Origin of the sequence: Sphingomonas sp. GCM10030256 (genome assembly GCF_042666415.1) — a bacterium.
In the GTDB taxonomy this organism is placed as follows: Bacteria; Pseudomonadota; Alphaproteobacteria; order Sphingomonadales; family Sphingomonadaceae; genus Sphingomicrobium.
The window spans coordinates 803,505-829,548 of sequence record NZ_JBHTDI010000001.1 but is presented as its reverse complement, the minus strand read 5'-3'; the positions used below and the strand labels follow the sequence as shown (position 1 = coordinate 829,548).

The 26,044-nt window shown below is 64.7% G+C and carries 19 protein-coding genes and 1 tRNA gene; 4 read left to right on the top strand and 16 right to left on the bottom strand.

The features are described 5' to 3' along the window. Positions 1-2 precede the first annotated feature (2 nt). The gene (locus ACFQPG_RS03955) at positions 3-974 is read right to left on the bottom strand and encodes a complex I NDUFA9 subunit family protein (protein ID WP_380810460.1); all 972 of its coding nucleotides are present in this window, start codon (positions 972-974) and stop codon (positions 3-5) included. Positions 975-1,066: 92 nt separating this feature from the next. Here ACFQPG_RS03955 and ACFQPG_RS03950 point away from each other — a divergent pair. Further along, positions 1,067-1,153: transfer RNA gene (locus ACFQPG_RS03950), tRNA-Leu, on the top strand. A gap of 25 nt (positions 1,154-1,178) precedes the next feature. Here ACFQPG_RS03950 and virB11 read toward each other — a convergent pair. From virB11 to ACFQPG_RS03880, 14 genes are all read right to left on the bottom strand, one after another. Beyond that, positions 1,179-2,177, bottom strand: a complete 999-nt coding sequence (gene virB11, locus ACFQPG_RS03945) for a P-type DNA transfer ATPase VirB11 (RefSeq protein ID WP_380810459.1) — start codon at positions 2,175-2,177, stop codon at positions 1,179-1,181. Beyond that, a complete protein-coding gene (locus tag ACFQPG_RS03940) occupies positions 2,174-3,241 on the bottom strand; it encodes a TrbI/VirB10 family protein (protein WP_380810458.1) in 1,068 nt (355 codons plus the stop codon). The genes virB11 and ACFQPG_RS03940 overlap by 4 nt, the downstream gene beginning before the upstream one ends. Next, a complete protein-coding gene (locus ACFQPG_RS03935) occupies positions 3,238-3,900 on the bottom strand; it encodes a TrbG/VirB9 family P-type conjugative transfer protein (protein ID WP_380810457.1) in 663 nt (220 codons plus the stop codon). The genes ACFQPG_RS03940 and ACFQPG_RS03935 overlap by 4 nt, the downstream gene beginning before the upstream one ends. A gap of 3 nt (positions 3,901-3,903) precedes the next feature. Beyond that, the gene (locus tag ACFQPG_RS03930) at positions 3,904-4,692 is read right to left on the bottom strand and encodes a virB8 family protein (RefSeq protein WP_380810456.1); all 789 of its coding nucleotides are present in this window, start codon (positions 4,690-4,692) and stop codon (positions 3,904-3,906) included. Continuing rightward, the gene (locus ACFQPG_RS03925; RefSeq protein ID WP_380810455.1) at positions 4,689-5,900 is read right to left on the bottom strand and encodes a type IV secretion system protein; all 1,212 of its coding nucleotides are present in this window, start codon (positions 5,898-5,900) and stop codon (positions 4,689-4,691) included. The genes ACFQPG_RS03930 and ACFQPG_RS03925 overlap by 4 nt, the downstream gene beginning before the upstream one ends. Then, positions 5,897-8,287, bottom strand: a complete 2,391-nt coding sequence (locus ACFQPG_RS03920; protein ID WP_380811701.1) for a VirB4 family type IV secretion/conjugal transfer ATPase — start codon at positions 8,285-8,287, stop codon at positions 5,897-5,899. Before ACFQPG_RS03920 ends, ACFQPG_RS03925 begins: the two co-directional genes overlap by 4 nt. Beyond that, the gene (locus tag ACFQPG_RS03915) at positions 8,266-8,550 is read right to left on the bottom strand and encodes a type IV secretion system protein VirB3 (protein WP_380810454.1); all 285 of its coding nucleotides are present in this window, start codon (positions 8,548-8,550) and stop codon (positions 8,266-8,268) included. Before ACFQPG_RS03915 ends, ACFQPG_RS03920 begins: the two co-directional genes overlap by 22 nt. A 1-nt stretch (position 8,551) precedes the next feature. Next, positions 8,552-8,869 carry a TrbC/VirB2 family protein gene (locus ACFQPG_RS03910; RefSeq protein ID WP_380810453.1) on the bottom strand — a complete coding sequence of 106 codons (318 nt, stop codon included), beginning with the start codon at positions 8,867-8,869 and terminating at the stop codon, positions 8,552-8,554. Between the two features lie 85 nt (positions 8,870-8,954). After that, the gene (locus ACFQPG_RS03905) at positions 8,955-9,917 is read right to left on the bottom strand and encodes an SCO family protein (RefSeq protein WP_380810452.1); all 963 of its coding nucleotides are present in this window, start codon (positions 9,915-9,917) and stop codon (positions 8,955-8,957) included. A 17-nt stretch (positions 9,918-9,934) separates the two neighbouring features. Next, positions 9,935-12,262 (bottom strand): multicopper oxidase family protein, encoded by a 2,328-nt coding sequence (locus tag ACFQPG_RS03900; RefSeq protein WP_380810451.1) that lies wholly within the window; start codon positions 12,260-12,262, stop codon positions 9,935-9,937. Positions 12,263-12,380: 118 nt separating this feature from the next. Then, positions 12,381-13,739 (bottom strand): HlyD family type I secretion periplasmic adaptor subunit, encoded by a 1,359-nt coding sequence (locus ACFQPG_RS03895; protein WP_380810450.1) that lies wholly within the window; start codon positions 13,737-13,739, stop codon positions 12,381-12,383. A gap of 4 nt (positions 13,740-13,743) precedes the next feature. Then, on the bottom strand, positions 13,744-15,498 hold the full coding sequence (locus ACFQPG_RS03890; RefSeq protein WP_380810449.1) for a type I secretion system permease/ATPase: 1,755 nt from the start codon (positions 15,496-15,498) through the stop codon (positions 13,744-13,746). A 62-nt stretch (positions 15,499-15,560) separates the two neighbouring features. Next, positions 15,561-21,344 (bottom strand): peroxidase family protein, encoded by a 5,784-nt coding sequence (locus tag ACFQPG_RS03885; protein WP_380810448.1) that lies wholly within the window; start codon positions 21,342-21,344, stop codon positions 15,561-15,563. A gap of 225 nt (positions 21,345-21,569) precedes the next feature. Then, a complete protein-coding gene (locus tag ACFQPG_RS03880; protein WP_380810447.1) occupies positions 21,570-22,301 on the bottom strand; it encodes a LuxR C-terminal-related transcriptional regulator in 732 nt (243 codons plus the stop codon). A 327-nt stretch (positions 22,302-22,628) separates the two neighbouring features. Between ACFQPG_RS03880 and ACFQPG_RS03875 the strand changes: the two genes are divergently transcribed. From ACFQPG_RS03875 to ACFQPG_RS03865, 3 genes are all read left to right on the top strand, one after another. Continuing rightward, positions 22,629-23,156: a gamma carbonic anhydrase family protein gene (locus ACFQPG_RS03875; RefSeq protein ID WP_380810446.1), complete on the top strand. Its 528-nt coding sequence runs from the start codon at positions 22,629-22,631 to the stop codon at positions 23,154-23,156. Positions 23,157-23,195: 39 nt separating this feature from the next. Beyond that, complete coding sequence (locus ACFQPG_RS03870; RefSeq protein ID WP_380810445.1) at positions 23,196-23,888, top strand: pirin family protein; 693 nt, start codon at positions 23,196-23,198, stop codon at positions 23,886-23,888. A gap of 115 nt (positions 23,889-24,003) precedes the next feature. Next, positions 24,004-25,281, top strand: a complete 1,278-nt coding sequence (locus tag ACFQPG_RS03865) for a hypothetical protein (protein WP_380810444.1) — start codon at positions 24,004-24,006, stop codon at positions 25,279-25,281. On the opposite strand, the gene ubiG is transcribed toward ACFQPG_RS03865, so the two are convergent. Further along, positions 25,278-25,997 (bottom strand): bifunctional 2-polyprenyl-6-hydroxyphenol methylase/3-demethylubiquinol 3-O-methyltransferase UbiG, encoded by a 720-nt coding sequence (ubiG, locus tag ACFQPG_RS03860; RefSeq protein ID WP_380810443.1) that lies wholly within the window; start codon positions 25,995-25,997, stop codon positions 25,278-25,280. The genes ACFQPG_RS03865 and ubiG overlap by 4 nt on opposite strands. Positions 25,998-26,044 lie beyond the last annotated feature (47 nt).

The window sequence follows — 26,044 nt, the reverse complement described above, 5'->3', positions numbered from 1 at the left end:
GTTCAGCCCGCCGTCGACTGGCTGCGGGTGTGTTGCGCCGGAAACCGGCCGCCCTTCTGGAAGCGGCTCAGCCACTCGCCGGCAACGGCGCCGAGCGGAGTCGGGTTGATCCCGAACGCCGCCAAGCCGGGGTTAGCCGGGTCCGCGACATTGTCCTTTTGCAGCATCGTCCACTGGTCCCGGGTCAGCGGCATCCCGGGCAGGAAGCCCAGCCGGCTGAGCGCATCGGCGGCAAAATCGGGCACGTCGATCAGCTCAGGGGTCTGCCCGGCAAGGCGCGCGATGGCCGCGTTGAGCTCGTGCATGGTCATCACTTCGGGGCCGCCGATCTCGTACGTTTTGCCGGCGTGGGCCTGCGGGTCGACCGCTGCCTGAGCGATCGCCGCCGCGACGTCGCGGACATAGACCGGCTGGAAGCGGGTTCGCGGCGCGATCACCGGCAGGAACGGCAGCCGCGCCAGACCCGCGAAGCGGTTGGTGAGCTGATCTTCCTGGCCGAACACCAGACTCGGCCGGATGATGGTCGCTGCGGAAAAAGCGTCGCGGACGAGCTGCTCGCCCCCACCCTTCGTGGAAGCGTAGAGGCTGGCGCTGCCGGGGTCCGCGTTGATGGCCGAGACGTGGACGAAGCTTGCCGCACCGCCGCGTGCCGCAAGCTCGGCGGCTTTGCCGGGCGCTTGGGCGTGGATCGTGCGGAGGTCGCCGTCGAACGCCCCGACCAGGTTGATCACGCTCCAGGCGCCCTCGATCGCCCGCTCGAGCGTACCGGGGCGCCGCATGTCGGCGGTGGTCAGGTCGAGCTGCCCGACCGCCGCAAGCGGCTGAAGGAAGTAGGCATCGCGCGGGCGGCGCTGGGCAACCCGGACCCGGACCCCGGTCTTGAACAGCTGCTCGCAGACATAGCGGCCGATGAAGCCGCCGCCGCCGAGAACGGTGACGATGCGCGAACGCCCGTGAATGCTGAGGTCCTTCATGGCGACCGGCCCTAGCCCCGCACGAACAGCGTTGACAAGCCAACTCGCCGCCCTCTAAGCGCCGCCGCCTACCAGCGATCACAAGCTCCTGTGCCCAGGTGGCGGAATTGGTAGACGCACCAGCTTCAGGTGCTGGCGCTCGCAAGGGCGTGGAGGTTCGAGTCCTCTCCTGGGCACCATACTTTGTTCGCGGACAGCCGCGGCCTAATGCGGTCGCTCCTGCTTCGGCCACCTGATCTCGGTGACGAGGCGCCGCCCGTCGACGCGCTCAAGGTGCACGAAGACATCCACGGCGTTGGATATGTTTCGTGCGATTTCATCCCTGCTCAGCCGGCTTCCCGAGGCTAGGACCAGTAGCGCCATCTGCTCCACCACGCCCTCTGCCCTTTCGGCATGGATGGTCGTGAGCGACCCCGGGTGCCCGGTATTCACTGCGCGCAGGAACGTGAAAGCCTCTGGCCCGCGAACCTCCCCAAGGATGATTCTGTCCGGACGCAGCCGGAGTGAGGCAATCAACAGGTCTTCGGTATCGACCCGGGCCTCGCCACCATTTCCCCGAGCGGCGACGAGGCCCACCGAGTTCGCGTGCCTGCAACGGAGCTCGGGCGTGTCCTCAATCAGGACCAGCCGTTCATCGGAGCCGATCTCATTGATGAGCGCGTTCACGAAGGTCGTCTTGCCGGTTGAGGTGCCGCCCGAGACGACGATGGTCTTGCGGCTCTTCACGGCAGCGGAGAGGAACGCTGTCCAGTCTTGGTTGCGGTAGGACTCCTCCATCTCCGACCCGGGGTCCCCGGCCTCCGCATCAGCGGAGGCGCAGGCAAACGCCCCGGCGGCAGCGAAGCGGTCGAGGCTGAGGTCGGCTACAACATGTTTCCGGATTGCCATTGCCAAGGGGCCCCGCGTGGCAGGCGGAGCAATGATCTGCACTCGCGCTCCAGTCGGCAACGTCGCTGCCAACAACGGATGCTCGCGACTGATCCCCTGGTTCGAAACGGCGGCAATCTGCCGGGCGAGTCTCCATAGATGCGCCTCTGTGACCTGCGGCGCATCGTGACGGACGATCAGGCCGCCAAGTGCCTCGACCCACAATTCGCCCGGCGCATTGACGTAGATATCCGTGACGTCTGGGCGCTCCAGAAAAGCTGCGAACGGATCGAGGTAGATTCGCAGGTAGGATGCAGCGCTTTCCGCGAGCGTCATTGTTGCGGCGCCGAGGCAACCGGAGTCGGTGGTTGAGTTGCGGAGCCCGGCAGTTGCGTAGCCGCACCCGACAGGTCCAGCTCACGAGCAACGAAGACGTTGAAGACGGTGCCCTGCCTGACAGTGATTTTGCGGCGGTTATTGTCCCCGGAGATAAGATCCTGCGCCGCGACGAGGTTCGATGCGTCGCCCGGCACCCCCACGATCACGGTATTCCCCCCTCGTCTGCTCACGAGGTTTCCACCGACGTTCAGTGCGGTCTGCAATGCGGCATTGAAGAAGCGTGACAGGAAGAAGCCGTTCACCCGCCCCGGAATCCCGGCGCCTCCCATGGAATCGGCTGCGGGCGAAGCCATGCGGATGGTAAGGCCATCCGGACGGATGAGTTGAGTCCAGTTGACCAGAACCCGATTCTGCCCGGACCGCACAGCCGATTGATACTCCCCGATCAGCCTGGATCCTCGCGGAACGAGCACGCGCCGACTGCCCTGAGCTCTGACGTCCTCGGAGACGATGGCTCTTGCAAGGCCCGGCCTCGACGTGTCGATCGGGGTCTCGAGAACCGCCGGAATGAGTGTGCCGACGGCAATTCCGGACGAACCTGTATCCACCACAAGGGCCGGCGCCGAGCGCGCGGCGGGAGGTGGGCCAAGCGGAACGGACCGAGGCGGCGGTAGCGGACGATAATAGGGTTCCGGCGGAGGAGGTGGAGGTGGAGGTGGAGCAACAATTGGCGGCGAAACCGGCGGCCGGGGAGATTCAGGGGCAAGCACCCTGGGCGCAATCAAGGTCGTCGCCGGTCGAACCACCGTCGCGGCCTGAGGCAGGGGATCTGGCGCCACGACCAACGGCGGAGGCGGAGCGAAGGCAGCCGAAGCCACCTCCTGCTCTCCGGTGGGCGCTTGCCTGCGCTGGGCATCAAGGGCGAGAAACAGCAGCAGGGCGGCGGCGAGCGCGACGGCCCCGATAACTGCCCCCGACAGAGCAGGTCGTGGAAGAGCCACAACGGGGCGCGGATCGTGCTCGGCCTCGAAGGTTGCTCGATCTTTGAGATCGACGCTCATCGGCCGTGCCTCGGTACCCGCCGTGTCGCGGTCGCCTCGGCATCACCGCGCCGGAACTTGTAGCGTGGGGCGATCCCCTCGATGATGAAATTGTCGCCGACCATCCGGCCGTTGACCAGTTGTTCCTGGCTTCCCTTCTGGACCGCGAACACCGCCGGAAGCGCCGTCTGCTTGGACCAGGTAACAACCGTATTCTGCCCTTCGTTGTACATCGCCACCGGGAAAAGAGCCTTGTCGCCGCGGAAGCGATAGTGGGAGACGACAACCTCGTCGGGCTGCTGCTCCGTCGCTTCCGGATAGCTGAACCGCGTCACGAAGGCGGACTGCTCGCCGCCAGGATAGAGCATGAACAAGTAACGGCGGCTGCCCGTCAGAATGATCATGTTGGTCGGGATCGCCTCGGGCAGCGGTTTGATGACGACCCGGTCCCCCTGGCGATTGGCCGTGATCTGCCAGACCGCGCTATTGCCGACGATGATGTTCTCGATGCGCTCGTCTTCACCCAACTCCACCATCGACGCGAAGCCGACCGCGACCCCGATCGGCACCACCTGTTGGGGATCGTACGGGACGAGCTGAACCCGGGGATCTGCCGGCGGCGGCAGGGGCGCGACTTGGGTGAAGGCTGTCAGCGCTGCGAGGAGAGCCAGCCTAAGCATGGATCATTGTCCGGTGCGGGCGACGGGCCCGACGGCTTGCAGTCCGTTCACCGGGATCGGCGCGGGGGCCGGCCGGCTCACGGCCACGACCGGGGTAGCGCTCGCCGGGACCGAAAGCCGCTCGGCCACGGGTGCTTCGGCATCCCGGCGGTAGGTCAGCACCTGGAACCCGAGCGGGTTCACCAGGCGGTCCTCCACGGACATGGGCGCGTCCACATAACGATACCGGATCACCGAAATCCACGGCTGTGGCTGGCTGAGACGACCGCTGCGTTCCTGCTGCTGCGTGTCGAAGCGAACCAGTGCCGCCCCGGGATCAAGTTTGGAAACGCTCTTCACCACCGCGGACACGATGGTACCGGGTGGATATTGATTAAGCGGGCTCGTCGGATTGGAAGCAGGCATTGCCGCCAGGTAGGTCGAGCGCGCGGGGCCAGCCGACAACATCGCGACCTTGCGGTAGTTCGCCGCCAGCGTGGCCCTGTCGAACCCTTCGCGCGCAGTGACATATTGGGCTAGGAACGATTGCGTCAAAGCATCGTCTGCAACGACCCGCCTGGGGCTTTGGGGGTCGAGCGCCTGAACGTAGCCGGTGTGCCGGTCGACAAGCAGCGTGATGGGCTGGACCGTCTTCAATGGGACAAGCAGCGCCAGGGCGACCGCCTCGAAGAAGGCCAGGCCCGCGGCAGTGCCGGCCACGATCCAGGCCAGGCGTTGTGACCGGGCCGCCTCGGTCTGGACGGTGCCTGCCCAACTGGCGGCGCGGTCGAAGTAGTGCGGATCCCGGTTCACGCGCGCAGGTCCCTTCGGGTTGCACTCCGCGTTCGACGGCCGATTCCGCGCCGGCCCGCCAAGCCAAGACTCGCGGCGCGCGAGCCCTCCGCAGCGCTGGCGGTGTGAGAACTTTCCTGCCGCCCGACCGAGCCCCCGGGTGACGGGTTCCCCTGAGCCGCGACGGCCGCTTGCTGCTCACGATGGACCGACGAAGAGAGTGCCCTTGCCACAGCCACTGCGCGTGTCGGCCCCTGCGCAGCCACTCCCGAAGGCTCCGGCCGGTGATAAAGGTTTGTCGTTCCCTCGGATCGCTTGTGAACCCGATTGCTCTGCCGAACCTCCACGAGCATCGGGTTGGACGCCATTGGCGGCAGCTTGAGAGAGCTTGCCATCCACATGCCGGCAATGATCGCCACAGTGGCAACGAGCGCGAACAGGGTCACGATCGTGCTCAGGGATTGGGCATCGGCCGGCGTCGATCCGGCAAGAACCAGTGTACGCAGGCGGGTCAGTTCCCCTTCCACGATCAGGAGGTCGGCAGCCGTGACCAAGGTTGCACCCACAAGCGCAAGCACGAGGCCGGTCAGGGCTCGCAACCACCCGCTGAACAGACCGACCGTGCCGTTGAACAGTAGGCTCACGACCGCAAACGGCGACAAAGCCAGCAGGAAGCCGATCCCGAGCTTCAGCGCTCCTGCCAGCCCGACGGTCGATACGACCAACACGGTAGCGGTCTTGGGCAGCGGCTCAACGAGCGCCGTTCCGGCCTCGACTTGCGCCCTTTCGCCCGCATCCGGATCGGCCACGATACCTTGGCCAAGGTTGATCTGGTCATAGGCCACCTGGACCCGAAAGGCGCCTTCATCACCGCTCAGGGCTGCCGACGACATCAGCAGCGAGGCCACCTCCTGAGGCCCATCCACTGCGACACGGTAGACAAGGGTCTGGAAGGTCGACCAACTCGTCACCAGCGCGAGCACAAAGCCAAGCCGCAACGCCCAACCGACGCCGTCGCGAATATCCGGTATGTGACCCAGCACCAGCCGAAAACCGATGATCGCGATGAAGAGGGTGACGACGGCCGAAAGAAGGGTCGCACCGAGGGTGCTTCCAGCCAAGGCCTGAAAGCCATTCTCCCCAAGCGCCCTCGCCTGGCAGTCGAGATAAGCCGACAAGCGCTGCGCGACCCCGAGCGAGAGATCCGGAGCCGGACACACCAACGTCATTCCGCGGCATCCAGGATCTGGGGTATCCAGCTTGCAGGGTCATCGCCGGACTGCGCCCGGACTTCGTCGAGGCGCCGGATCGTCTCCTCACGCCCTGACAGGATCGTCAGCAGATGGTTGTCGCCGGACAGATCAAGGCGCGCCACGACGCTTTCGTGCCCATGCTTGATCAGAAAGGCGTGAGCGGTGTCCGGAATGGAGCGCACCAGTTCGAACTCATGCGCCGTAAGTCCGAAACCCTCCATATAGTCGCGGGCCTGCGCCTTCGGGTTGGCCATGAAGATCTGGGTGGCGGACTGTTCGACGATTGCCGAGGAAATGCTGCTCGACAGCGCATCTTCCGCGCTTTGCGTGACGAACCCGACTATTCCGTTGCGCTTGCGGATGGTCTTTTCCCAATCGCGGATCCGGCGAGTGAACACGTGATCGTCGAGAGCCTTCCAGCCTTCGTCGACGACGATGATCGAGCAGGACCCATCGAGCCGCTGCTCGACACGGTGGAACAGATACATCATCGCCGGAGTGCGCAACGCCGGCTCGTCCAGCAGCTTCGTCATGTCGAAGCCTACGACGCGTTGGGCAAGGTCGGTCCTGTCTTCCTCATTGTCGAACAGCCAGGCCCGCGTACCCGTACCCCACCAAGGCGCCAGGCGGGCGTAGAGATCGTTCGGGCGCGGCCTCTTCTCTCCCCTGAGCAACTGGGCGAAGTGGCCGAGCTGCCGAAACGATCTCGGCGCCTCCATGTTCGCGTCCACCGCGTCCTTGATCGCGACGAGATCCTCGGAATCCAAATCACGCCCGGGTTCGGAGACGAGGCAGGCGATCCAGTCGACAAGGAAGCTCCGGTTGTCCGGCGTATCTTCCAGTTGAAGCGGATTGAGCCCCGACGGTTCGCCGATGCGCAGCACGTCATAACGGCCGCCGATCGCGCGAATGAACAATTCGGCTCCGCGATCCTTGTCGAAGAAGACGATGCGCGGATCGAACTTGCGTGCCTGGGCGAGCAGGAAATTGAGCACGACGGTCTTCCCGGAGCCGGAAGGACCGATGATCGTGAAATTGCCAAGATCGCCGTGGTGGAAGTTGAAATGGTAAGGTCCGCCCGCGGTGGTCTCGAGCACCGTCACTGCCGACCCCCAGTGATTGCCTTCGGCCTGCCCCCTCGCGAAATTATGCATGCTCGCGAGGCTGGCGAAATTGCGGCTTCCGACAAGACCGCGCCGAGCGATGTAATCGAAGTTGCCCGGGAACTGGGACCAGAATGCCGGCTCGAGGGCGATGTCTTCGCGAACGGCGATGCATCCCAGGTCGGTCAGGGCTGCTCCAACCTCCGCCACTCCATCGTCGACTTCGCCCGGCATGGATCCCCGAACCGCAACCGTCAGATGGTGCTCGCCAAAAACGGTCCGCCCGGCGGCAAGATCGTCGCCTGCAATGGCGAGTTCACCACGCAGGCTGAGCGCTTCATCGTCGGCCGCCCGCATCCGCCGAAGAGCAAGGTTCACCCGGCCCAGCGCAGCCTGCCTGTCGACGAAGCCGAAGCTCTGCGTGATCACCATTTCCAGCGGCAGACGCATCAAGTCGTCCAGCGCACCTGCCGCGGTTTGCCCCGGATATTCCTTGATGGACATCAGGCCGACAAAGCTGCGGCCCAGCTCGGCGGCTGCTGAGAGCTCAACGGTCTGCGCACCGAAGCTCACGCGACGGTACGGGAGATACTGGCCGATGTCAGCCTCGGGAAGCCTGACCGGTCGAAGCTGCCCGTTGTAAAGTTCGGAAAGATATTCAAGCAGCTCGGAGCAGCGGGATTCACCAAGGTCGTAGGTGCCCAGCAGGCGCGGCCGGTATTGAGTCAGCGCGGCAAGCAATGCCTGGCGCGCCGCATCCAGTTCGAGCCGCTCACGGGCAAATTCCGCAGCGCGCGTGGAGCTGGAAACCTTGCCAACAGCCCGCCTCAAGCCGTCGACCATCCCGCTCCTACCCTGGAGCGGCCGTCTGATCAGGGCGATGAACAGGTCATTGGTGAAAAGCCGCTTGGATCTCAGCCGGCGAAACCAGCTCGCGTTGAGTTCGCTCGTGAAGGTATCCGGAAAACTGGCATGCAGCTCGGGCTCGACGCGCCTCCGGATCACATGGTGGTAAAGGGCAAAGCGCGAGGTCCCGATCGCCTGCAACATCGCGTCCCGGAGCACCTTGCGATAGTTGAGCTCGTCCGTGTCGGAGGTCTCGAAAAGGAGCCCCTCGACCATGAGCACCTGCATGAGCCGGCCATCGCGGAGCAGCAGAGTGTGGTCATCAATCTGTGCAAGGTATGGCAGATGATCGCCGGCAGGCTTCTCTCGCCCCCAATCCCGGGAAGACTTGTTTACGGGCGATAGGAGTTGCAGCGCCACACTCCGTAGTTACGGACGCGAGGACAGCGTCGGACCTTTACGAACCACAGATTGAAGATGTGCGGATCGCGCAGGCACGCGATCCATCCGATCGCATGGAGCACGATCGCCACAAGCAGGACCGACACGGACTTGAACAACAGGAACAGCTCGGTCGTCACAATGGCATTGGCGATCGCGTAGCCGTAATTGACGCCGAGCAGCATCTGCGGCCTGGTCAGCGCCACGAACAGCGTGTCGCGTTCCAGCACGTCCATGTCAGTAGATGCCTGAAGCGGCGGTGGTCCTTATTCCACCCACGATGCTCGCTGCCCCAAACAGGATGAAGCATCCGAGAATGACCGTCGCACCGTACCGCCAGTTCAAGCGGCCGGTGAGCATCAGGAATCCTACCGAGGCCACTGCGATCACCGCAACTACGGTCGCCACGGTTCCCAGCAATGTCCCCTGGAGCCAGTACAGCGCGCCGACAATGGGACCGGAGCCGGTCGGATCGGCGAAACTGCCTTGGGCGGATGCGGCGGAAGACCAGCCGGAGACCGTCAAAGCGCCGAGTAGCGGAAGCTTGTCGCGCATCTGTGACCTCGCAACAATTGGTTAACCAGACTGAGTTAAACGGCTCATTTCGTCAAGGATTCATATGGTCTCCCGGCCTCCTCTCTCACTGACGATGTTCGTGGGTGTGCGAGTGCGGCTTGGTCGTCAGCGATCGTTTGCGGCGGTCCTCCTGCGCCAGATAACCGATGATATCGGCCACTTCGGTGTCGCTGAGCTTCAGGTTGGGCATCGCCATGTTGGGGTACTTGGCCGCCACCGCCATGGTCGCCGGGTCCTTCGCCGCCCGCATCTTGTCCGGTTCCTTAATCCGGCGCATCAGCCAGGTACGCGGCCGCTTGTCCGTGACGCCAGCCAAGTCCGGCCCGAGACGGCCATCGCCGCCGCCGAGCGAGTGGCACGCCGAGCAACGGGTCATGAACAAGGTCTCGCCCCCCGTCATTCCCTTGACCTGCTCCGCCTGGGCGAAGCTGGCGCGCTGGCGATTGTCACGGCCCTTGCCTCCGGCGGGGAGGTCGCGGGTCAGGATGTGCGCGAGGACGTGGGGGTTGTCGTGAGGGGTGCGCTTGACCCAGCGGGCGATGGCCTCGTTGCCGAGCACGAAGCGGGTATCATGCGCGCTGAGGTTGCTGGGGGACACCGGCCTGATGCCGAACTTGCGCTGGATCAGCGCGATGTCCTCGGCGCGGCCGGTCAGGAACGTCCATCCGGGGCCGACATCGAAGGTCTTCATGTACTTCTTCAGGACAGCCGGCGTATCGGTCTTCGGATCGACGCTGATCGAGTAAAAGAAGACGTCGCGGCCCATGCGGTTGCCCACCAGCTTCTGGACCCGGCGCAGGGCTGCCGTGTCCAGCGGGCAGACGTCGCCGCAACTCGTGTAGATGAAGTTGACGGCAACGACCTTGCCCTTGAGCACGTCGTCGTAGAACCGGATCTTCTTGCCGTCTTGCGTGGTCAGTGGGACGTTGGGAAAATAGTTCCGGCCCCATTGCTGCTGGGCCTGGCCTGGGTTGAGCGCCAGCACTGAGCAACCCAGGACCGCCGCAACTGTGATGATCGCGCGCACTCGAGCCTCCTCCCCCGCTAGTCCCGATCGTCCGGCGAAGTCAGGAACGAGTCCGCGTACCCAACCCCGCCCCAATCCGGCAGCGGGGCGCGGATCAGCATCGGATCGCCGGGCCGGTTCACATCCCAGCGCAAAAGCATGGCATGGTCTTCGTGCTGCGTGTTGTGGCAATGCTCCATGTAGGTGCCGAGGAAGTCGCCGAACCGGAGTGCCACTTCCACTTCGTTGCTGGCCAGCCGGCCGGTGTTGAAGACGTCCTTGCGGGCCCAGCGCTCCCAGATCGGTGGCGGCAGGCCGTCCCGGGTCAGGATTTGGCCTTCCTCGAAGTGAATGTGCACCGGATGAGTCCAGCCGGTGGGGTCGCCTTCTTCCTCCGTTCGGATCGTCCAGATCTCGACCGCCCCGAGCGTCGGAGCGGCCGATACCCGCTCCAGCTTCGAAGTCAGTCCGCGGCCCCCGTCGGTCTTGATCGTCCAGGGGTCGGCATCGGTGCCGTTGCTGCGCCCGAAGGTAAAGGTCCGGCGCTTGGCGTTCGCGAGCTCTTCCGGAAGGATTTCGGGCAGATTCACCATCGCCAGCTTGCCTGGTTCATAATCCTCAGGCTTCATGCTCAAGTCCGTGCTGCCCGGCCGTGGGGCGACCACCCTGAACTCCAGGAATTTGCCGACCCCGGGATCGTCCGACTCGCCCTTCATCGCCTTGCTGAGATCCGCGATCTTCTTCGGTCGGCGTCCGTCCTCATGCTCGGCCAGGTTCACCAGGTAGATCTTCGTGCCCTGCGCATATCGGCTGAAGTCGACGATGATGTCGAACCGCTCCGCGGTCCCCTGGATCGGCAACTCCTGGGATTCCGCGTTGGGAAAGCGGACGGCGTGCTCCATGAGGTTGCCGTCGTTGCCGATCAGGTGGAAGGGCACCCGCTGACCCCCGGCGGTGACCACCGCAACCTTGAAGTAGCGCGACACGCTCGAGTTCAGGATACGGAACCGGTAGCGGCGTGGCCGGACCTCCATGAACGGCTTGAACTGCATGTTGACGACGATGCGATCGCCAAGGAAGCCGTCGGTATTGAACAGGTTGAAGTAGAGCTGCCCCTTCGAGTTCCACGCCTTGTCGGCAAGGGCAAGGTTCACGTCATAATCGCGATTACCCCAGTCGAGGTAGGTCCCGCTCGGCAGGCAGAGATTGTTGTTGTTCTGGGGGTCCGCATAGTGACAGTTCAACCCCTCGCGGCCGCGATCGACACCGCTGTAGATATTCATCATCGCCGCCATGCCCTTGTAGACATTCTCCGCGGTGTGATCGATGCGATGGTCGTGGAACCAGTGGGTGCTCATGGTCTGGCGCCAGTCGCCGGCGACGCCCCTCTCGCCACCAAGGCCGTCGGGAGTCTTGGCTCTCGGCCCGCTTGCATCGGTGTTCAGCCGGTCATTGCCGGACAGCACCATGGGCCAGCGATAATCGTAAAACTGACCGGGAAAGAAATAGGCGCCCGCGAAGCCATCGCTCTCGGCGGGATTGTGGCCGTTGTGATGGTGAGTGGTCAGCTGGTTTATGCCGAACCCGCGGTTGGCGGTGGGGCTGATCGGAAGGGCGTTGTAATGGCGGAACAGAACCGGCTCGCCATAGCGCGCCATCACCAGCTTCAGCGGGAACGTGCCGTCAAAGGTCCACAGCGAATTGGCGTTCTGCACCGGCAGCTTGGGATGGAGCCTTGGGGCGACCCCCTTGGTCGTGCCTTGCGGCCCGCTCGTACCGGAGTTCAGCGAATAGTAGAGGCCGCCCGGTCCGAACTCGGTGCCCGCCGCGTAGCGATGCATCTGCTGGCTGTCGCGCAGCCCCGTGTTGGTCCGTGCCCCGGCGGTGGCGCTCTGGAAGTAGACGGCAGGAAAGAATTCCTGAAAGCGCTGATGGGCGAAGAACCGTCCCGGCGGCCGGCCCTCGATCGGGCTTGTACTTAAGCCGAGCCCGAGACACGCGTTCACCTTGGCGAGCCAGGGATTTTGATCCTGGATGTTGGCCTCTTCCGTTGGCAAGGTCGCGATCGGCTGCCGCAAGAAAGTGTCGAGCGCGCTTGCGCCCGGCGAATTGGTGCAGCCGCTGGGCACCGGCAGGCGGGCGCCGGACGCCTGCGCAGGCAGCGGTTGCAGGCCGAATTCCTCAAGCATCAGCAGCTTCTGCGAGAAGGCGGTGGTGCCGTTCAGCAGCGGACTCCGCGGTGCTCCGGTGGGAATGTCCACGACGTCCGTCACCTGCGCCACAGCGGGGGTCGGCATGACGATGCAGCACCCGAGGGCGGTGCAGGCGAGGAAGCTCTGGCGGCTCAGCCTTTGCAATCCGGTCACGATCATGTCCCTTCGTCTTCGTCGGGCTGTGTCCGGTTCCCTCCCATCCGGACACAACCAAGGTCGTTCGATCACGCCTCCAACACTAGTTACTCCCACAACAGTCGCGGTGACCGGCTCAATGCTCGCGGCCGGCCTTCCACAGGCTCTGGGTTACCGGTTCGATGAGGTACCCGAGCGCGGTCCGCTTTCTCAGCGGCACCAGGACCTCGGCTGGGAGCCCCGCGCGCAGTCCGCCGTCCGGCCGCACCTGGCGAATGAGTTCCAGCTGCTCCGGCGGAACCGACACCTCGATCCGGAAGAAGCGCGCACCGGTGCGCTCGTCCTCGAAACTATCCGCAGAGACCTTGGTAAGCTGCCCCTTGAGGATCGGGAGGTTACGCTCGTGCAGGCCGGTGAAGCGCACCTGGGTCGTCATCCCCGGCCTCAGGTCGTCCGCATCCGTCGGCGAGGCCTTGCCTTCGACGATCAGCTGACGGTCCTGAGGCACAATCTCCATCAGCTTGTCGCCAGCCGCGACCACGCCACCTTCCGTGAACACCTTGAGCCCGACCACCTTGCCGCTCGCAGGAGCGCGCACGATCGATCGAGCGAGTTGCTCGCGAAGCGCAACCAGCTTCGGCTGCAGCTCGTCCAGCCTCACCTGCACGTCGCGCAGCTGGGTGGCCACTTCGGTGAAGCGCTCCTTGTCGAGCACCACGATCTGCAAGCGAGCCTCGCCGCGCGCTTCCGCCGACCGCGCGATTTCCGCACGGTATGCACCATGGGCCCCGTTCAGTTCGGAAGCAGTGCGTTCCACGGCCCGCAGCCGATTCATGGAAACATAACCCTTCGGCAGCAGCTCGCGAAGGCCGCCGATCTCATCGGCGATCAACCGCTGCTGGACTCTGTTCGCGGCCATCTGGTGGGAATAGCCGCCAATCTGCTCCGAGTGCTGCCGCATCCGCTGGCTCAGAACGCCACGCTCGGTCTCGAGTGAAGCGCGGCGGGCAGCGAACAGCCGCCGCTGGCCGTCCATTGCCTGCAGCGCGAGCTCGCGGTCATTGCCGCTGAACGCACCGAATTCCTTGGGCTCGTGGACAACAGGCGCTCCCGCCTGCTCCGCCAACAACCGCGCCCGGTTGGCCAGCAGGGAGATAACCTCGCCTGTGATCCCGCGTTCGGTCGCTACGAGCTCGGACGCGGAGACTTTGAGGAGCACATCGCCCTTTCGAACCTGTTGGCCCTCGGCAACCATGATGTCCGTCACGATGCCGCCGTCGCGGTGCTGGACGGCCTGCCGGTGTCCGGATACCGCGACCACTGCCTCCGCATAGGCGCCGGCGTCGAGCGGGATCAGAGCCGCTCCGCCGATCAGGCCGACAAAGAACAGGCCGGCCACAATTCCACCGTGCCTGAATTCCCGCCGCGGGGTCTCGTCGAACTCGCTCCGCAGCCGAGGATCAAGGGCACTCCGGTCGATCACAATCGCGTTCATGGGGTCAGGCCCTTTCCTTGAGCGGCACAACCGTCGTCTTCGCGGTCCTGCGGGCGAGTTCCTCGAGCACTTCGTTGCGCGGACCGAACAGCGCGACGGCGCCGTCGGACAGCACCAGCAGCAGGTCGGCGGCCGCGAGCGCGGAAGAGCGGTGGGCAACGATAGCCACCGCAGCCCCATTCAGGCGAGCCGCGGCGACCGCTCGTTTCAGCGCCTCCTCCCCCTCCGCATCGAGCGCGGAATTAGGTTCGTCCAGAACGAGCACCCTGGGATTGCCGTAGAGCGCTCTTGCAAGCGCGATCCTTTGGGCCTGCCCAACGGACAGCGTGTGCCCTCCCGGACCGGCGAGGCGGGTGTCGTAACCGTGCGGCAGGCGCAGGATCGTGTCGTGAACCCCCGCCATCTTGGCGGCCCGAACAACCTCGGCATCGATCGGGTGAGTGCTGGAGGCGCCGGCGACGGCGAAGCGCGAGATGTTCTCGGCGACCGTTCCGGGCAGGAGGCTGCAAGTCTGCGGCAGGTAGCCGACATGCGCGGCCAGTGTCTCCGGATCCCACAGCGCGATGTTGGCGCCATCCAGGCGAGCTTCCCCGAGATCGGGGGCGATCGCACCGCAGATCACTCGTGCCAGGGTCGTCTTGCCGGCTCCGGACGGACCGATGATCCCAAGCAATTGGCCCGGTGCCAGGCTGAAGGAGACGGACTTCAGGAGCGCGGCCGCACCGTCCGGGCTTTGCACGACGACCCGGTCCAGTTCGATATGCCCCGTCGGGTCGGGCAAAGCGGTTCGCCGCTCGGTCGCGCTTCCAGTTGCGTCGAACAGGGTTTCAATGGTTCCAACCGCCTTCCGCGCCTGCGCGATTTGAGGCCAGGAGGTGACCAGCTGTTCGATGGGCTGGAGCGCCCGGCTCAGCAGAACGGACGCAGCGATGATCGCGCCGATGGAGATCTCTCCCTTGACCGCCAGCCATGCTCCCGCGCCAAGAGCGAAGGATTGCATGAACATGCGGACGAACTTCACGAGCGCGTTGTAGCGGCTGCCGGAAAACTGCGTTTCGAGGGATGCCCCGAAGCCGGCCCGGCGCTCTTCGCCGTGCCGAGCAACCAGGGCGCGGCGCATTCCCAGGGTGCGCACGATTTCCGCCTCGCGGTAGCTCGCCTCCTGCGAGGCATAGGCCGATGCCATCGCATCGTGCGCGCGCGCCGCGCTGAGCTTGTTGTGGCGTTCGTTGCCCTTGGCCAGCACGACCAGGATCGCAGCACCCGCAACGACGATTGCGCCAAGCAGCGGATGAATGATGAAGGCCACCACCAGGTACAGGGGCGCCCAGGGCGCGTCCATGATTGCCAGCATCGCCGGTCCCGACAGGGCCTGCCGAAGGACATCGAACTGGCGCATCGCTTCGGCTCCAGGGGGAATGTCGGCGCCGCGCCGGGCCTGCAACAATGAACGGTCCAGGATCATTGGCGCGAGTAGCCGATCAAGGCGCAGAGACGCCCGCATCATCAGGCGGACCCGGGCCGCGTCCAGCGCCGCCAGCACGCCGATCGCGACGGCCACGATCAGAGTTATCCAGTAAAGCGTCATGAGTCCGCCGGTGGGGACGACCCGATCGTACACCTGCATCATGTAGATCGTCGGCGCGAGGTACAGGATGTTGATCAGCGCGCTGAACCCTGCCGCAAGCAGAAAATGCCTTCGGCAGGCGCGGACCGGTTCCCCAAGCGCATCCGGAATTTGCAACCACATCAGTCGCATTCATCGTCTCCTGCCCTATTGGCGAAGGTCGGGCCCGCTCGCCCGACCTCCGGGGGAGGGCATCAAGCGGGGAACAGGTGATCCGCGTCGTCGAACCGCAGTTCGTGCCGCTCAAGCAGCCAGTCGTGGGAGAAGTGCCCATCGAAGCCGCGGTCCGCCATCAACGCCGCCAGCTTGGCAGTCAGTAGCGAACCGGCACGATGCTCCGCTCCGTCGAACAGCTTGTGCGGCTGCGCCTGCGCACTGCCGCGCAGATGAGCAATCGCGCCCTGGTCAAGCACGAAGCCGGAGGTCGAAGCGGCGGTGTTGACCACGTCCTGCGAGCGCTGCCCGCCGATGATGCCGTCCGCTCCGCCATTGGCATTGAGCACGATCCGATGGGCCGAGGTCAGGCCGGTGATGTCGACCATGTCGGTGCCCGATCCGCCGTTCACCGTGATCGTGCTGTAGTTGAGGCTGGTCTGCGTGAAGTTGCCGAACACCGCCACCGTATCACCGCCGACTGTCCCGCCATCCACCGTGCCGTTGCCGTTGTTGTTGCTTGGGTTGAGGGTGGTGTTGACGAGGATCTCCTCGACATTGTCGAGTTCGGCAATCACCGTGCCCTTGGAAAGGGGGTCGTCGCTTGCCAGCTTGCGGGTGATCACGATTTCGGTTGTGCTGTGCAGATCCGTGAAACCGAAGTTGTCCGTTGCCGTGATGGCAAAGATCTGGAACACCTCCGCTTCCGACGTTCCGGTCAGTGCGTAAGTATCCGCATTACCTCCGCCACCGTCGATGAAGTCCTTGCCGGTGTCGGTCGCATTCTGGTTGATCCGGTCGTTGCCCGCGCCGCCCAGGATGATGTCATTTCCAAGACCACCGTTGAGCGTATCGGCGCCGCCGCGGCCGGCGATGATCTCGCTCCTGTCGTCGGTTCCGTTGAGGATGTTGTTCGCGCCGGTGCCGAGGACCAGAGTGTAGTCGATGCTGGCGAAGCGGAAGACCTCGACCGCGTTGACCGTATCCACTCCCTCCGAGCCGTCGATGCTGGTCACGATCAGCCCGTTGCCGGTTTCGTCCAGAACATAGCGGTCTGCACCCAGAGCGTAGAAGGCCGTGTCCGTTCCACCGCCACCAGCGATGCTGTCGTTGCCACCACCGCCGGTAAGGCTGTCGTTGTCGTTTCCGCCGTTCAGGACATCGTTGTCGCCGCCGCCGTTGAGAGTGTCAGCGCCGCCTACGCCATTAAGGGTGTCGACACCATCATGGCCGAACAGGATATCGTTTCCGCCCGCGCCATTGGCAGTGTCGTCCCCGCCCGTTCCCTGGAAGTTGTTCGGCTGAGCATTGCCTGCCCAGTTCACACCAACCGGAGCAGTCGCCGCCGACGTCAGCCGCTCTGCGTGGCCGAGGGCATCGGTGAAGGTCACGACGACGCGCAGCAGCCTGCCCGCTTGCGGCCCGAAGATCTGGCCGGCAGCATCAACCGGCGTGAAGGTCGCGAGAGTGGCACCGGTGATGTTGTCCCAGGTTCCACCATTGTTGCCTGACGACTGCCATTGGTAGCTGAACGCTCCCAGACCGTCCGCGTCGGCGATGCTTGCCGTGTTGACGGTGAGAGCAAGGCCTTCGCGAGGCGTCTGGTCACTGATCACTGGGGTGCCCGTAGCAGGCGTTCCTGCAATCAGATCGACTGTGACATTGGCAAACCGGAGGAACTCGATGTTCGTCAGGAGATCGGTGCCGTCGACCTGCGTGCCGCGGGCGTGGACCACCTGGACTCTTCCGCCCTGGAGGATGTTGATGTCGTATTCCGCCCGGGCTCCGGTGTATACAGCGGTGTCCGTTCCGCCTTCCGTGGCGATCTTGATTTGCCGGACGATCGACAGCTGGCCCGGATTATACGTGCCGTTCAAGACTTCGGCAGAGATTTCCCGCATGCTGCGCGCGGTGGCCAAAATCGGCGCGACGCCATTCACTGGAGCGCCTCGCACCTCGATCGTCACGTCGAGGAACTTGTCGCCATCGATGTAATCGTCGCCGCCGCCGCCGAAGATCGTGTCGCTTCCGCCGCCGCCGAGGAGGATGTCACCGGCCGAGTAGGAGCTGACCCCCGCGCCGAGCAGGTCCTGCAATCCACCAATCAAGGCGATGCCCTGCGCATCGAGCGCGCTGCCCAGAACGGCATGATCGGGACCCCCTGGAACGCGGTCGGCCGCCGTAGAGTCGGTGCCGACGAGAGTGTCGTTGAACTTGGTTCCCGACAGTCCCTCAACGCTTTCGAAGCGGTTCAGGACCGTGTCCGCCGGGGCTTCGTCAAAGACAAAGCCCTCGGACAAGTCGAGCGACATCCCGAAGGTCATCCGATCGAAGGTCGCCCAATCGAAGCCCGACATGCCGGCCATCTTGGCGGCCCCAGGGCTGCCGATCATGATGTCGTCGCCGCCCTCCGCGATGAATTCGTCGAAGTTGCCGTCGGCGCCCATCAGAACGTCATTTCCGCGGATCGCGTCTCCCGCTTTCACATCGTCGAAGTTGTCGCCGACGATCGCCGCGTTTGCGCCGTCCTCGAGCCAGTCGTCACCTTCGTTACCCCGGCTCGGTTCGGAATTCCTGCTGCCGAGAATGAAGTCGTTGCCTTCACCGCCGAAGGCTTCTGAGCCTACATCCGGGCCGAGGACCACGAAGTCATTGCCCCTGCCGGCAAGAACGAGGTCCAGGCCAGGTCCGGCGTGGATGGCATCGTTGCCGTCACCGCCCTTGAGATTGTCGTCGCCACCCGTGTCGGTGATGATGTCGTCGCCGGCTCCGCCTTCGAGCAGATCGTTGCCGAAGCCGCCTTCGATGATGTCGTTGCCGCCATCGCCGTACACCGTGTCGTCGCCAGCGCCAGCAATGAGCTTGTTGTTCGCGCTGGTACCGCCGAGGACCACATGGTCTTCACCGGTATACTTCAGGTAATTGTTGTCATCGCCGGTGGGCGAAGGATCATCCCGGATCACGAGCTTGCGGGTAAGCGATCCAGACGTCGGATCGGTGCTTTCGAGGTCGCCGTCGCCATCGACGTCGTTGCGCTGCTTGGATTGGTCGACCTCCAGGATCCATGTCGGAGTGGAGAAGACATCCGCCGGCAGATGTGTCGCGTTGGTGTTCTTCATGATGATCGAGGCGAAGGTGTTGCCTTCGAGCTCAGTCACCAGGTTCGTCCCCACCAGGCGCTGGAGGTAATAGAACCGATCGCCGTTCTGGAGCGCTTCCATCTGCACTTCGAAGACGAAGTTGAAGGTGGAGCCGAGCATCCCGCCGAATGGCATCGTCTTCTCGGCCAGGCCGCCGATCCACAGGTCGACGTTTTCGAGTCCGCCAAGATCGTCTTCGAAAGCGTTCCTGCCGTTGAGGAAGTCCTCGGCATCCGCGGGTACGGCGAAGCCGAATGCGTTGGAGCCCGTGATGATCGTCAGCGCGGCGTTGCGCTTGCCTTCGACCGTCGTCTGGCTGGTGATCAGGTCATGCGTGCCATAGGCCGCTATGAAGTTGATGATCGATGCCTCGTTCTGGAGGTTGTCCGCGAAGTCGATCCAGCTCGCATAAGGCTTGAGCTGACCATTGTGGTCCGTGACGTCGTAAAACTCACGCCGTGCGGCCTGCAGGGTCGGAACGCCGGTGTCCCGGCCGCGCGCGAGGTTGATCGTCGCGAGGTCGAGCGGAAGGCCGAGCAAATTGTTGCGCAGCGCACTTGTGACGAACTCGTCGATGTGGTTGCCGGCTTGCCGGGTCATGCCGCGGATGATGTCGCCGGCTGCCAGACCGTCCGCAGTCTGGCCGTCATTGTTGAACTCGACGGGGTTCAGGAATCCCGCGATCAGGCTGATCGAATCGTCGGCGAAGTCGGCGCTGAACCGGTCGATCGACTCCGTCAGCATCGAGTGGCCGAAGCGGTATACGACGTGCGCGAACTCGGCCATGATCGAAGGGTTGATCGTCGCATCATATCCGTCCGGGACAATGAAGACGTTGATCGCCGGCTGGATCTTGCGCGCGAATTCCTCGAACGCGAGGTGCTGGTACTGCATCTCGGTGCCGAGCTTCGCCGCCTGGAACAGGCGCTCGCCGTCCCAATTGAGAGTCGACAGATCGGCCGGAATCGCCGTGATCGGCGCGTCCAGCCATTGATTGATGAAGGCGATGTCGCCGGTCCCGAGCACGACGTCCTTGGTGTGCTGAAGCAGCCGGTTGTGCTCAGAGTGGAAGACATGGTGGACCGCGGTCAGGCCGATGTTCTCGTTCACCCGGCCGTCGCCGGCAATGAAGTGAGCGTCCAGCAGCTCGTTGTCGTAGGTCCCATCGGTCTGGGTACCATCGCCGTTGCTGAGCCCGATCTCGATGTCGCCGTCGGCAAGGTCAGTCGGCACGGCGTTGTGAGCAATGTCCGCAAGGAACGCCATGGGCGTACGGACCGCATTGGCCAGGCTGATCCCAAGGCCGCCATTAGCACTCGGATCGCCCTGCACGACCAGGTCGTCGGAGGTGTTGGGGATGCCGTCAGGTCCCACTCCAATGATGACCTGCGGGAAGCCGCGGTCACCAGGAATGAAATTGCCATATGGATCCGTGCGAAGCAGCGGGACCATGCCGACGTCCGTGTCGGTCAGCTGGATGCCCAGATGGTCCCTGGTGTACTGCTTCAGCTCACCCCAGTTGGCCATTCCGCCATTGGCGCCTTCGATCAGTCTCCCAGTCGCTTCGGGACGGCCATTCACCATGGAATATTCCCGCAGGAACACCTGGTGGGAAGGATGGGACGTGTAGGTCTGGTTCTGATCGACGAACGGCGTGGTCGTGTTGACCGGGCGCACGTCGTCGGCCGTGCCGAACGCGCCATCCGCTCCGGGCGCAACCGTGGCCCGGGTCAGCACCATGAAGTTCGTATGGCTGCCAGGCACGTACAACGGATCATCCGGCTGGAGCGGAACAAAGACAGTGCCGTTGCCACCCTTGTTGATCAGGTCGAGGCCGTGATCGAAAAATTGTCCGAACAGGGTGAACCAGCTGTTGAACGGCGCGGACAGACCTACGTCGGGCGCGATGTTCGTCAGCACCACGTTGGCGCCGCTCAGCTCGATGCCGTGGACTTCGAGCAGATCGTTGAACGATCCGCCAGGCAAGGCACCGGGATCTGCGCGGGCTTCCGCGAGCAGCGCCTCCGCCGCGTTCAGCGCGCTCTGCGCGCTCGACACCGCAGCCTGGTTGGTGTCGGTCGGGTTCACCGCATAAGCGGCTTGCGCTTCGGCCAACTTGTCATCGGCCGCATCCACAGCCTTGAACAGCAGCAGGATAGATTTTCCGCCGTAGGCGCTGCCCGAGAGCGGAGTTTCGTATTTCGCCTTGATCGTGGCAGCGATATCGAGCTGCTCCCCGACGGTGTCCCCGATGCCGTTCCGCTTCAGCGCCTCCGCGATGGCCGCCGGATTGCTGAGGGTCTGATCGACGATCAGGTTGGAAATGGTCCGCAGGCTCGAGTCGAACACCAGCGAGTTGGGATTGCTCGACGGGAGATAGTTTGGCTGAGTCTGGATCGGTTGTGCCGGCCCCGGCCCGTCCGGATCGAACGGCGTGCCGTCCGCAGGGCGGTAGTTAGGGGCTAGGTAGGACGGGAACGCCTGACCGGATGCGCCCCAATATTCCTGCCCTGGAAGCAGATTGTTGTAAGAGCCGTCAACGGTCCTGAGGCCGAGAGAAAGATTGTAGGCGGGGACAAGGCCGGTGCCATTGAGGTCGTATAGCGTCCCGCCCAAGGCGTGCGCTTCGGCGATCTTGATCTGCTCCAGGATGAACTCGAGATCGCTGCGGATGTAGGTGACCATGTCCCTTGCTCCTGCCGTGCGCGAGCCATCGCTCGTGAGGGCGCACACAGGTGATCCCGCAAACGATGTCTCGAATGAAACTGAGTACGCCCCAAGAACTTATCTATGCCCGGAAGCGATATTGATCGAGGATTGACCCGCGGTCCATTGGGACGAACGGTCTACGCATGGTGAGCGCGATCTAGTCCGGCGCTCGTTGCAGGTCTTAATTCGGGTATTACTTGATCAGTTTTGAGGAACGCTGTCCTGGCTTGCAACACTTGTCAGGCTCGACATCTCACCATCCAGGGCCAGCCGGTGGTGACGGAATACCTCCGCTGCCTGGATGCGGCTCGTCACTCCAATCACCCGGAACGCTGCTCCGATATGCACTTTGACTGTTGCCTCGGAGATCTCGAGCTTACGGGCGATATCGCGGTTCGTTCCTCCTTCGCAGACCAATTGCAGCACCTGGCGTTGACGCCTGCTGAGCTGCGCGATTCGATCCCAGTCCTGTGCGGTGGCTTTGTCGCCGGGCAAGGCTTTCCCGTTGAAAAGGCATGTTGGGACGTAGATGTGCCCCATAGAGACGAGCCGCAAAGCCTCGATCATCTCGGCTTCCGACAAAGTCTTGGAGATAAACCCATTCGCTCCCGCGAGGAGACCTGTGAATACCTCATCGGGGGTGCAAGTTGTTGACATGAAGACGAATTTGACTGTGGCATGTACAAGTCTGAGCTGGCGCAGTTCTTCTAATGAGGCCAGGCCCGGCAGCTTTTCATCCAAAAGCGCAAGATGGGTATCCCTCCCGAGCAGGGTGGGGAGTTCGGAAAAGTGAGAAGCATCGTCGAAGCGCTCACATTGAAAGGCTGCTCGAAGAACTGCACGGAAGCCAAGCCGCTCCAGCGGATGGGCGCCTGCTACAATTATGTGGCGAGCATGCCTCGAGCCCTTCACGTCCGGTTCTTTCGCCCCCACATCGAAATGTGTTTACGCACCGGCTAGAGCGACTCCATTCGCTCTAGGGCCACTTTACTCAGCAGTGGGACTTAATAACCGAATCCGGCTCGGGATTAAACTGGGATTAAACGTGACCCGTTGGCCGATGCTTAATCACACCTGCGGTTTGGACGCTGCAGCGCACCTCGCGTGCAGACCCATCTGCAAGTCGCCGTCAACAATCCAGCACCATCGACTCTGGTGAAATTGCCAGGCGATTCGGCGACATCCACCGGCTGTGCTCGCGCTGCGCACCCGGCGGCCGAAACGCTTCACAGATGATGCGGCGGCGCTTACCCTCTGCCGATGCCGCTCTACTCGCTGAACGACCACGCCCCTTCCCTTGCGGCGGGCGCCTGGGTGGCCCCTTCCGCCGACCTGATCGGCGACGTGCGTCTCGGCCCCCGCGCGAGCGTCTGGTTCGGGGCGGTGATTCGGGCCGACAACACGCCAATCGTCATAGGCTCGCAGAGCAACATCCAGGACGGAGCCGTCTGCCATTCGGACCCGCACGCGCCGCTGACGATCGGTGCCCGGGTGACCGTCGGGCACCAGGCGATCCTGCACGGCTGCATGATCGGGGATGGAGCTCTGATCGGAATGGGCGCCCGGGTCCTGAACGGTGCCTTCGTCGGCGAGCGTTGCATGGTCGGGGCCGGGGCACTGGTCACCGAAGGCAAGACGTTTGAGGGCAGCAATCTCCTGGTCGGATCGCCGGCGCGGATCGCCCGCCCGCTGACCGCGCAGGAACTGGCCATGCTGGAGATGTCGGCGCTCCATTATGCCGACAAGGCGCAGGCCTACGCGGAGGGTCTGGTCCGGTTACATCCCTGACACTTGGCGGGCTCGACTTGTGCCACCACCTCCTCGCTCATGATCGACATTCGCCCTTTCGCCTCGCTTGGCCACGCCGACCACGGCTGGCTCGACGCCCGCCACCATTTTTCCTTCGCCAATTACCATGACCCGGCCCGCATGGGTTGGGGCCGGATCCGGGTGTGGAACGACGACCGCATCGCGGCGCGGTCCGGCTTCCCGCCGCATCCGCATCGCGACATGGAGATCGTCACCTATGTCCGCACCGGCGCGATCACCCACCAGGATTCGCTCGGCAACAAGGGCCGCACCGCGGCCGGCGACGTGCAGGTGATGAGCGCCGGGACCGGGGTCACCCATGCCGAATACAATCTGGAGGACGAGGAAACGACCTTGTTCCAGATCTGGATCGACACCGATCGCCGGTCTGCACCGCCCTCATGGGGCGCGATGCCGTTCCCCAAGGACGCCCGGAATGGTGCGTTTCAGCTGCTCGCCAGCGGCGACGCGGCAGATGGCGCGCTGACCGTCAATGCCGACGTGCGGGTGCTCGGCGCGACCCTTCGTGCCGGCGAGAGCCTGAGCCTGGAGACGGACCCCGCACGCCACCTCTACCTGGTCCCGAGCGGCCGAGTCGCGGTGAACGGACGGGTTGCACAGCCGCGCGACGGGGTGGCGATCACCGGCGAGCAGGCGCTGTCGATCGAGGCGCAGGAAGACGCAGAACTGGTGCTGGTGGACGCGCGCTGATCCCGCATCGCTTGAAGCGGCGCGCGAAGCGAGGCATAGGCGCGCGCAATTGACTGCCGGACCGGCGCGGGGGCGCCTGGGGGTGCCGGCGCCTTCGAAAGGTCCATCACTGCCTGTGCCCCGCGGCTCGCGCATTCCGTTCCTGATCATGCTTGCTGCCGCGGCGATCCCTTCGGGTGTCGCTGCGCAGAGCAATGTCGTGACGCCCTCGCCAGCCCCTCGCGAAGGCACGGTCGGCCCCGAGCAGCTGCGCGATTTCTCCTTGCCCGGCACCCGGACGCAGGAGCCGGCGCAGTCCGACGCTGCGCCGCCGCCGCCCGCCGAGCGCGATCCTTCACAGAGCCCGCAGCCTTCGACCAACCAAGGCGACACCGCTCGCACCCCGGCCGCATCGCCCGACCGCCCGCGGAGCACCGTGACCGCGCCGGTGACGACCAGCCGCCCGGCGCCAAACCAGCCGAACCGCCCCACCTCGCCGGCGCAATCTGTTACGCTGGGCCTTCAACCGCCGGCCGACACGCCGATCGCGGGCGCGGCCGAGCCGAGCTTCACCCCAACGTTTACCCAGCCGCCGCTGCCAGACCCGGCCACTGCGGAAGACCCGAGCTTTGCTGCGGCGGACCCGGCCGACGGGCCGTCGCCGCTCGGCTGGCTGCCTTGGCTTCTCGCTGCCCTGGTCACGGCCGGGGCCGCCTGGTTCCTGGTCCGCCGGCAGCGTGAACAGCACGCGGGCGGCGATCTGGCCTTCGCCGGCGCGGGTCTCCCGTCCCCGGCTCCCCCGACGGCGCCATTACCGCCGCGCGCGGCGCCCGCTCCACCCGTTCGAGCCCCCGCTCCTGCGGCGCGCCCCACTCCCGCTCCGCCATCTAGGCCGGCGGGCATCGTCTCGACCCGGCTGCGTCCCTGGATCGAGATCGACATGGTCGCCGAGCGCGCGGCCGTGACCGAAGACGAGGCGATCATCCATTTCGAGCTGCTGATCACCAACAGCGGCAGCGCTCCAGCCCGCAACCTGGTCGTGGAAGCGATCCCGCTCAACGCCGGCGACACGCAGGACCAGGAGATCGCTTCGTTCTACGAGCGGCCCGACGGCGACGGCGGCGGAATCGAAATCGTGCCTCCGCTTGGCCAGATTGCGCTGCGCAACATGGTGCGGATGCCGCGCGCCTCCATCCGCGAATATGAGGTCGAGGGCCGCCGCCTGTTGGTGCCGGTGGTGGCTTTCAACGCGGGTTATCGCTGGAGCGGCGGCTCCGGCCGCAGCAGCGCTGCCTTCCTGGTCGGCCGCGGCGGCGAAGACACCGAGAAGATGGGCCCGCTTCGCCTCGACCTCGGCCCTCGCGAATTCCGCGGGCTGACCCGCCGCCGCCTGGACCCGGCGGTGCGCCGCTAAGAGCGGGCCGCCGCGACGAGGTAGTTGAGGCTCAGATCCTCGCTGAGGTGCAGCCCGCGCATTGGCGAGAAGGCAATGCCCTCCATGTCGATGACGTTCAGCCCGGCGGCATGGAGCAGGTCCCTCATCTGCTCCGGAGCGATGAAGCTGTCATAGTCGTGAGTGCCCTTGGGGATGCGCCCGAGGCCTTCCGCCAGGGTGATGGTCAACAGGCGCGACCAGGCGGTTCGGTTCGGCGTCGACAGGATCAGCAGCCCGCCCGGCGCCAGCCGCGTGGCGAGGTCGGCGACGAAGGCCGCAGGGCTGGCCACATGTTCGATCACCTCCATCGCGGTGACCAGATCGAACACTCCGGCGACATCCTCCACCCCGCAGGCGCGATAGTCGATCTCCAGCCCTTGGCCCAACGCATGGGCGCGTGCCGCCGCGATCAGTTCGGGCGCGGCATCCACTCCGGTCACCGTCGCGCCCAGGCGGCTGAGCGGCTCCGCCAGCAAGCCCGCGCCGCAGCCAACGTCCAGCGCTATACGGCCCGCCAGCGGGCGGAGCGAGCGCTCGTCGCTCTGCCAATGCTGGTCGACCATGTCGCGGACATAGGATAGCCGCACCGGGTTGAGCTTGTGCAGCATCGCCGACGAACCGTCCGGGTCCCACCAGTCACCAGCCATGGCGCCGAAGTGGGCGGCTTCGGACGGGCGTATACTTGTCTCGCTCATGGCCCCACCCTAACAGGGCGGCGCCCGCAACCCAAGGAACCGCCCGC

What these genes read in the sequence shown, in the direction of transcription:
- ACFQPG_RS03940 (WP_380810458.1), bottom strand. Translation starts at nt 3,241, where the DNA reads ATGAGCGTCGATCTCAAAGATCGAGCAACCTTCGAGGCCGAGCACGAT.
- ACFQPG_RS03910 (WP_380810453.1), bottom strand. Translation starts at nt 8,869, where the DNA reads ATGCGCGACAAGCTTCCGCTACTCGGCGCTTTGACGGTCTCCGGCTGG.
- virB11 (WP_380810459.1), bottom strand. Translation starts at nt 2,177, where the DNA reads ATGACGCTCGCGGAAAGCGCTGCATCCTACCTGCGAATCTACCTCGAT.
- ACFQPG_RS03875 (WP_380810446.1), top strand. Translation starts at nt 22,629, where the DNA reads ATGCCGCTCTACTCGCTGAACGACCACGCCCCTTCCCTTGCGGCGGGC.
- ubiG (WP_380810443.1), bottom strand. Translation starts at nt 25,997, where the DNA reads ATGAGCGAGACAAGTATACGCCCGTCCGAAGCCGCCCACTTCGGCGCC.
- ACFQPG_RS03935 (WP_380810457.1), bottom strand. Translation starts at nt 3,900, where the DNA reads ATGCTTAGGCTGGCTCTCCTCGCAGCGCTGACAGCCTTCACCCAAGTC.
- ACFQPG_RS03890 (WP_380810449.1), bottom strand. Translation starts at nt 15,498, where the DNA reads ATGCGACTGATGTGGTTGCAAATTCCGGATGCGCTTGGGGAACCGGTC.
- ACFQPG_RS03955 (WP_380810460.1), bottom strand. Translation starts at nt 974, where the DNA reads ATGAAGGACCTCAGCATTCACGGGCGTTCGCGCATCGTCACCGTTCTC.
- ACFQPG_RS03915 (WP_380810454.1), bottom strand. Translation starts at nt 8,550, where the DNA reads ATGGACGTGCTGGAACGCGACACGCTGTTCGTGGCGCTGACCAGGCCG.
- ACFQPG_RS03870 (WP_380810445.1), top strand. Translation starts at nt 23,196, where the DNA reads ATGATCGACATTCGCCCTTTCGCCTCGCTTGGCCACGCCGACCACGGC.
- ACFQPG_RS03885 (WP_380810448.1), bottom strand. Translation starts at nt 21,344, where the DNA reads ATGGTCACCTACATCCGCAGCGATCTCGAGTTCATCCTGGAGCAGATC.
- ACFQPG_RS03925 (WP_380810455.1), bottom strand. Translation starts at nt 5,900, where the DNA reads ATGACGTTGGTGTGTCCGGCTCCGGATCTCTCGCTCGGGGTCGCGCAG.
- ACFQPG_RS03895 (WP_380810450.1), bottom strand. Translation starts at nt 13,739, where the DNA reads ATGAACGCGATTGTGATCGACCGGAGTGCCCTTGATCCTCGGCTGCGG.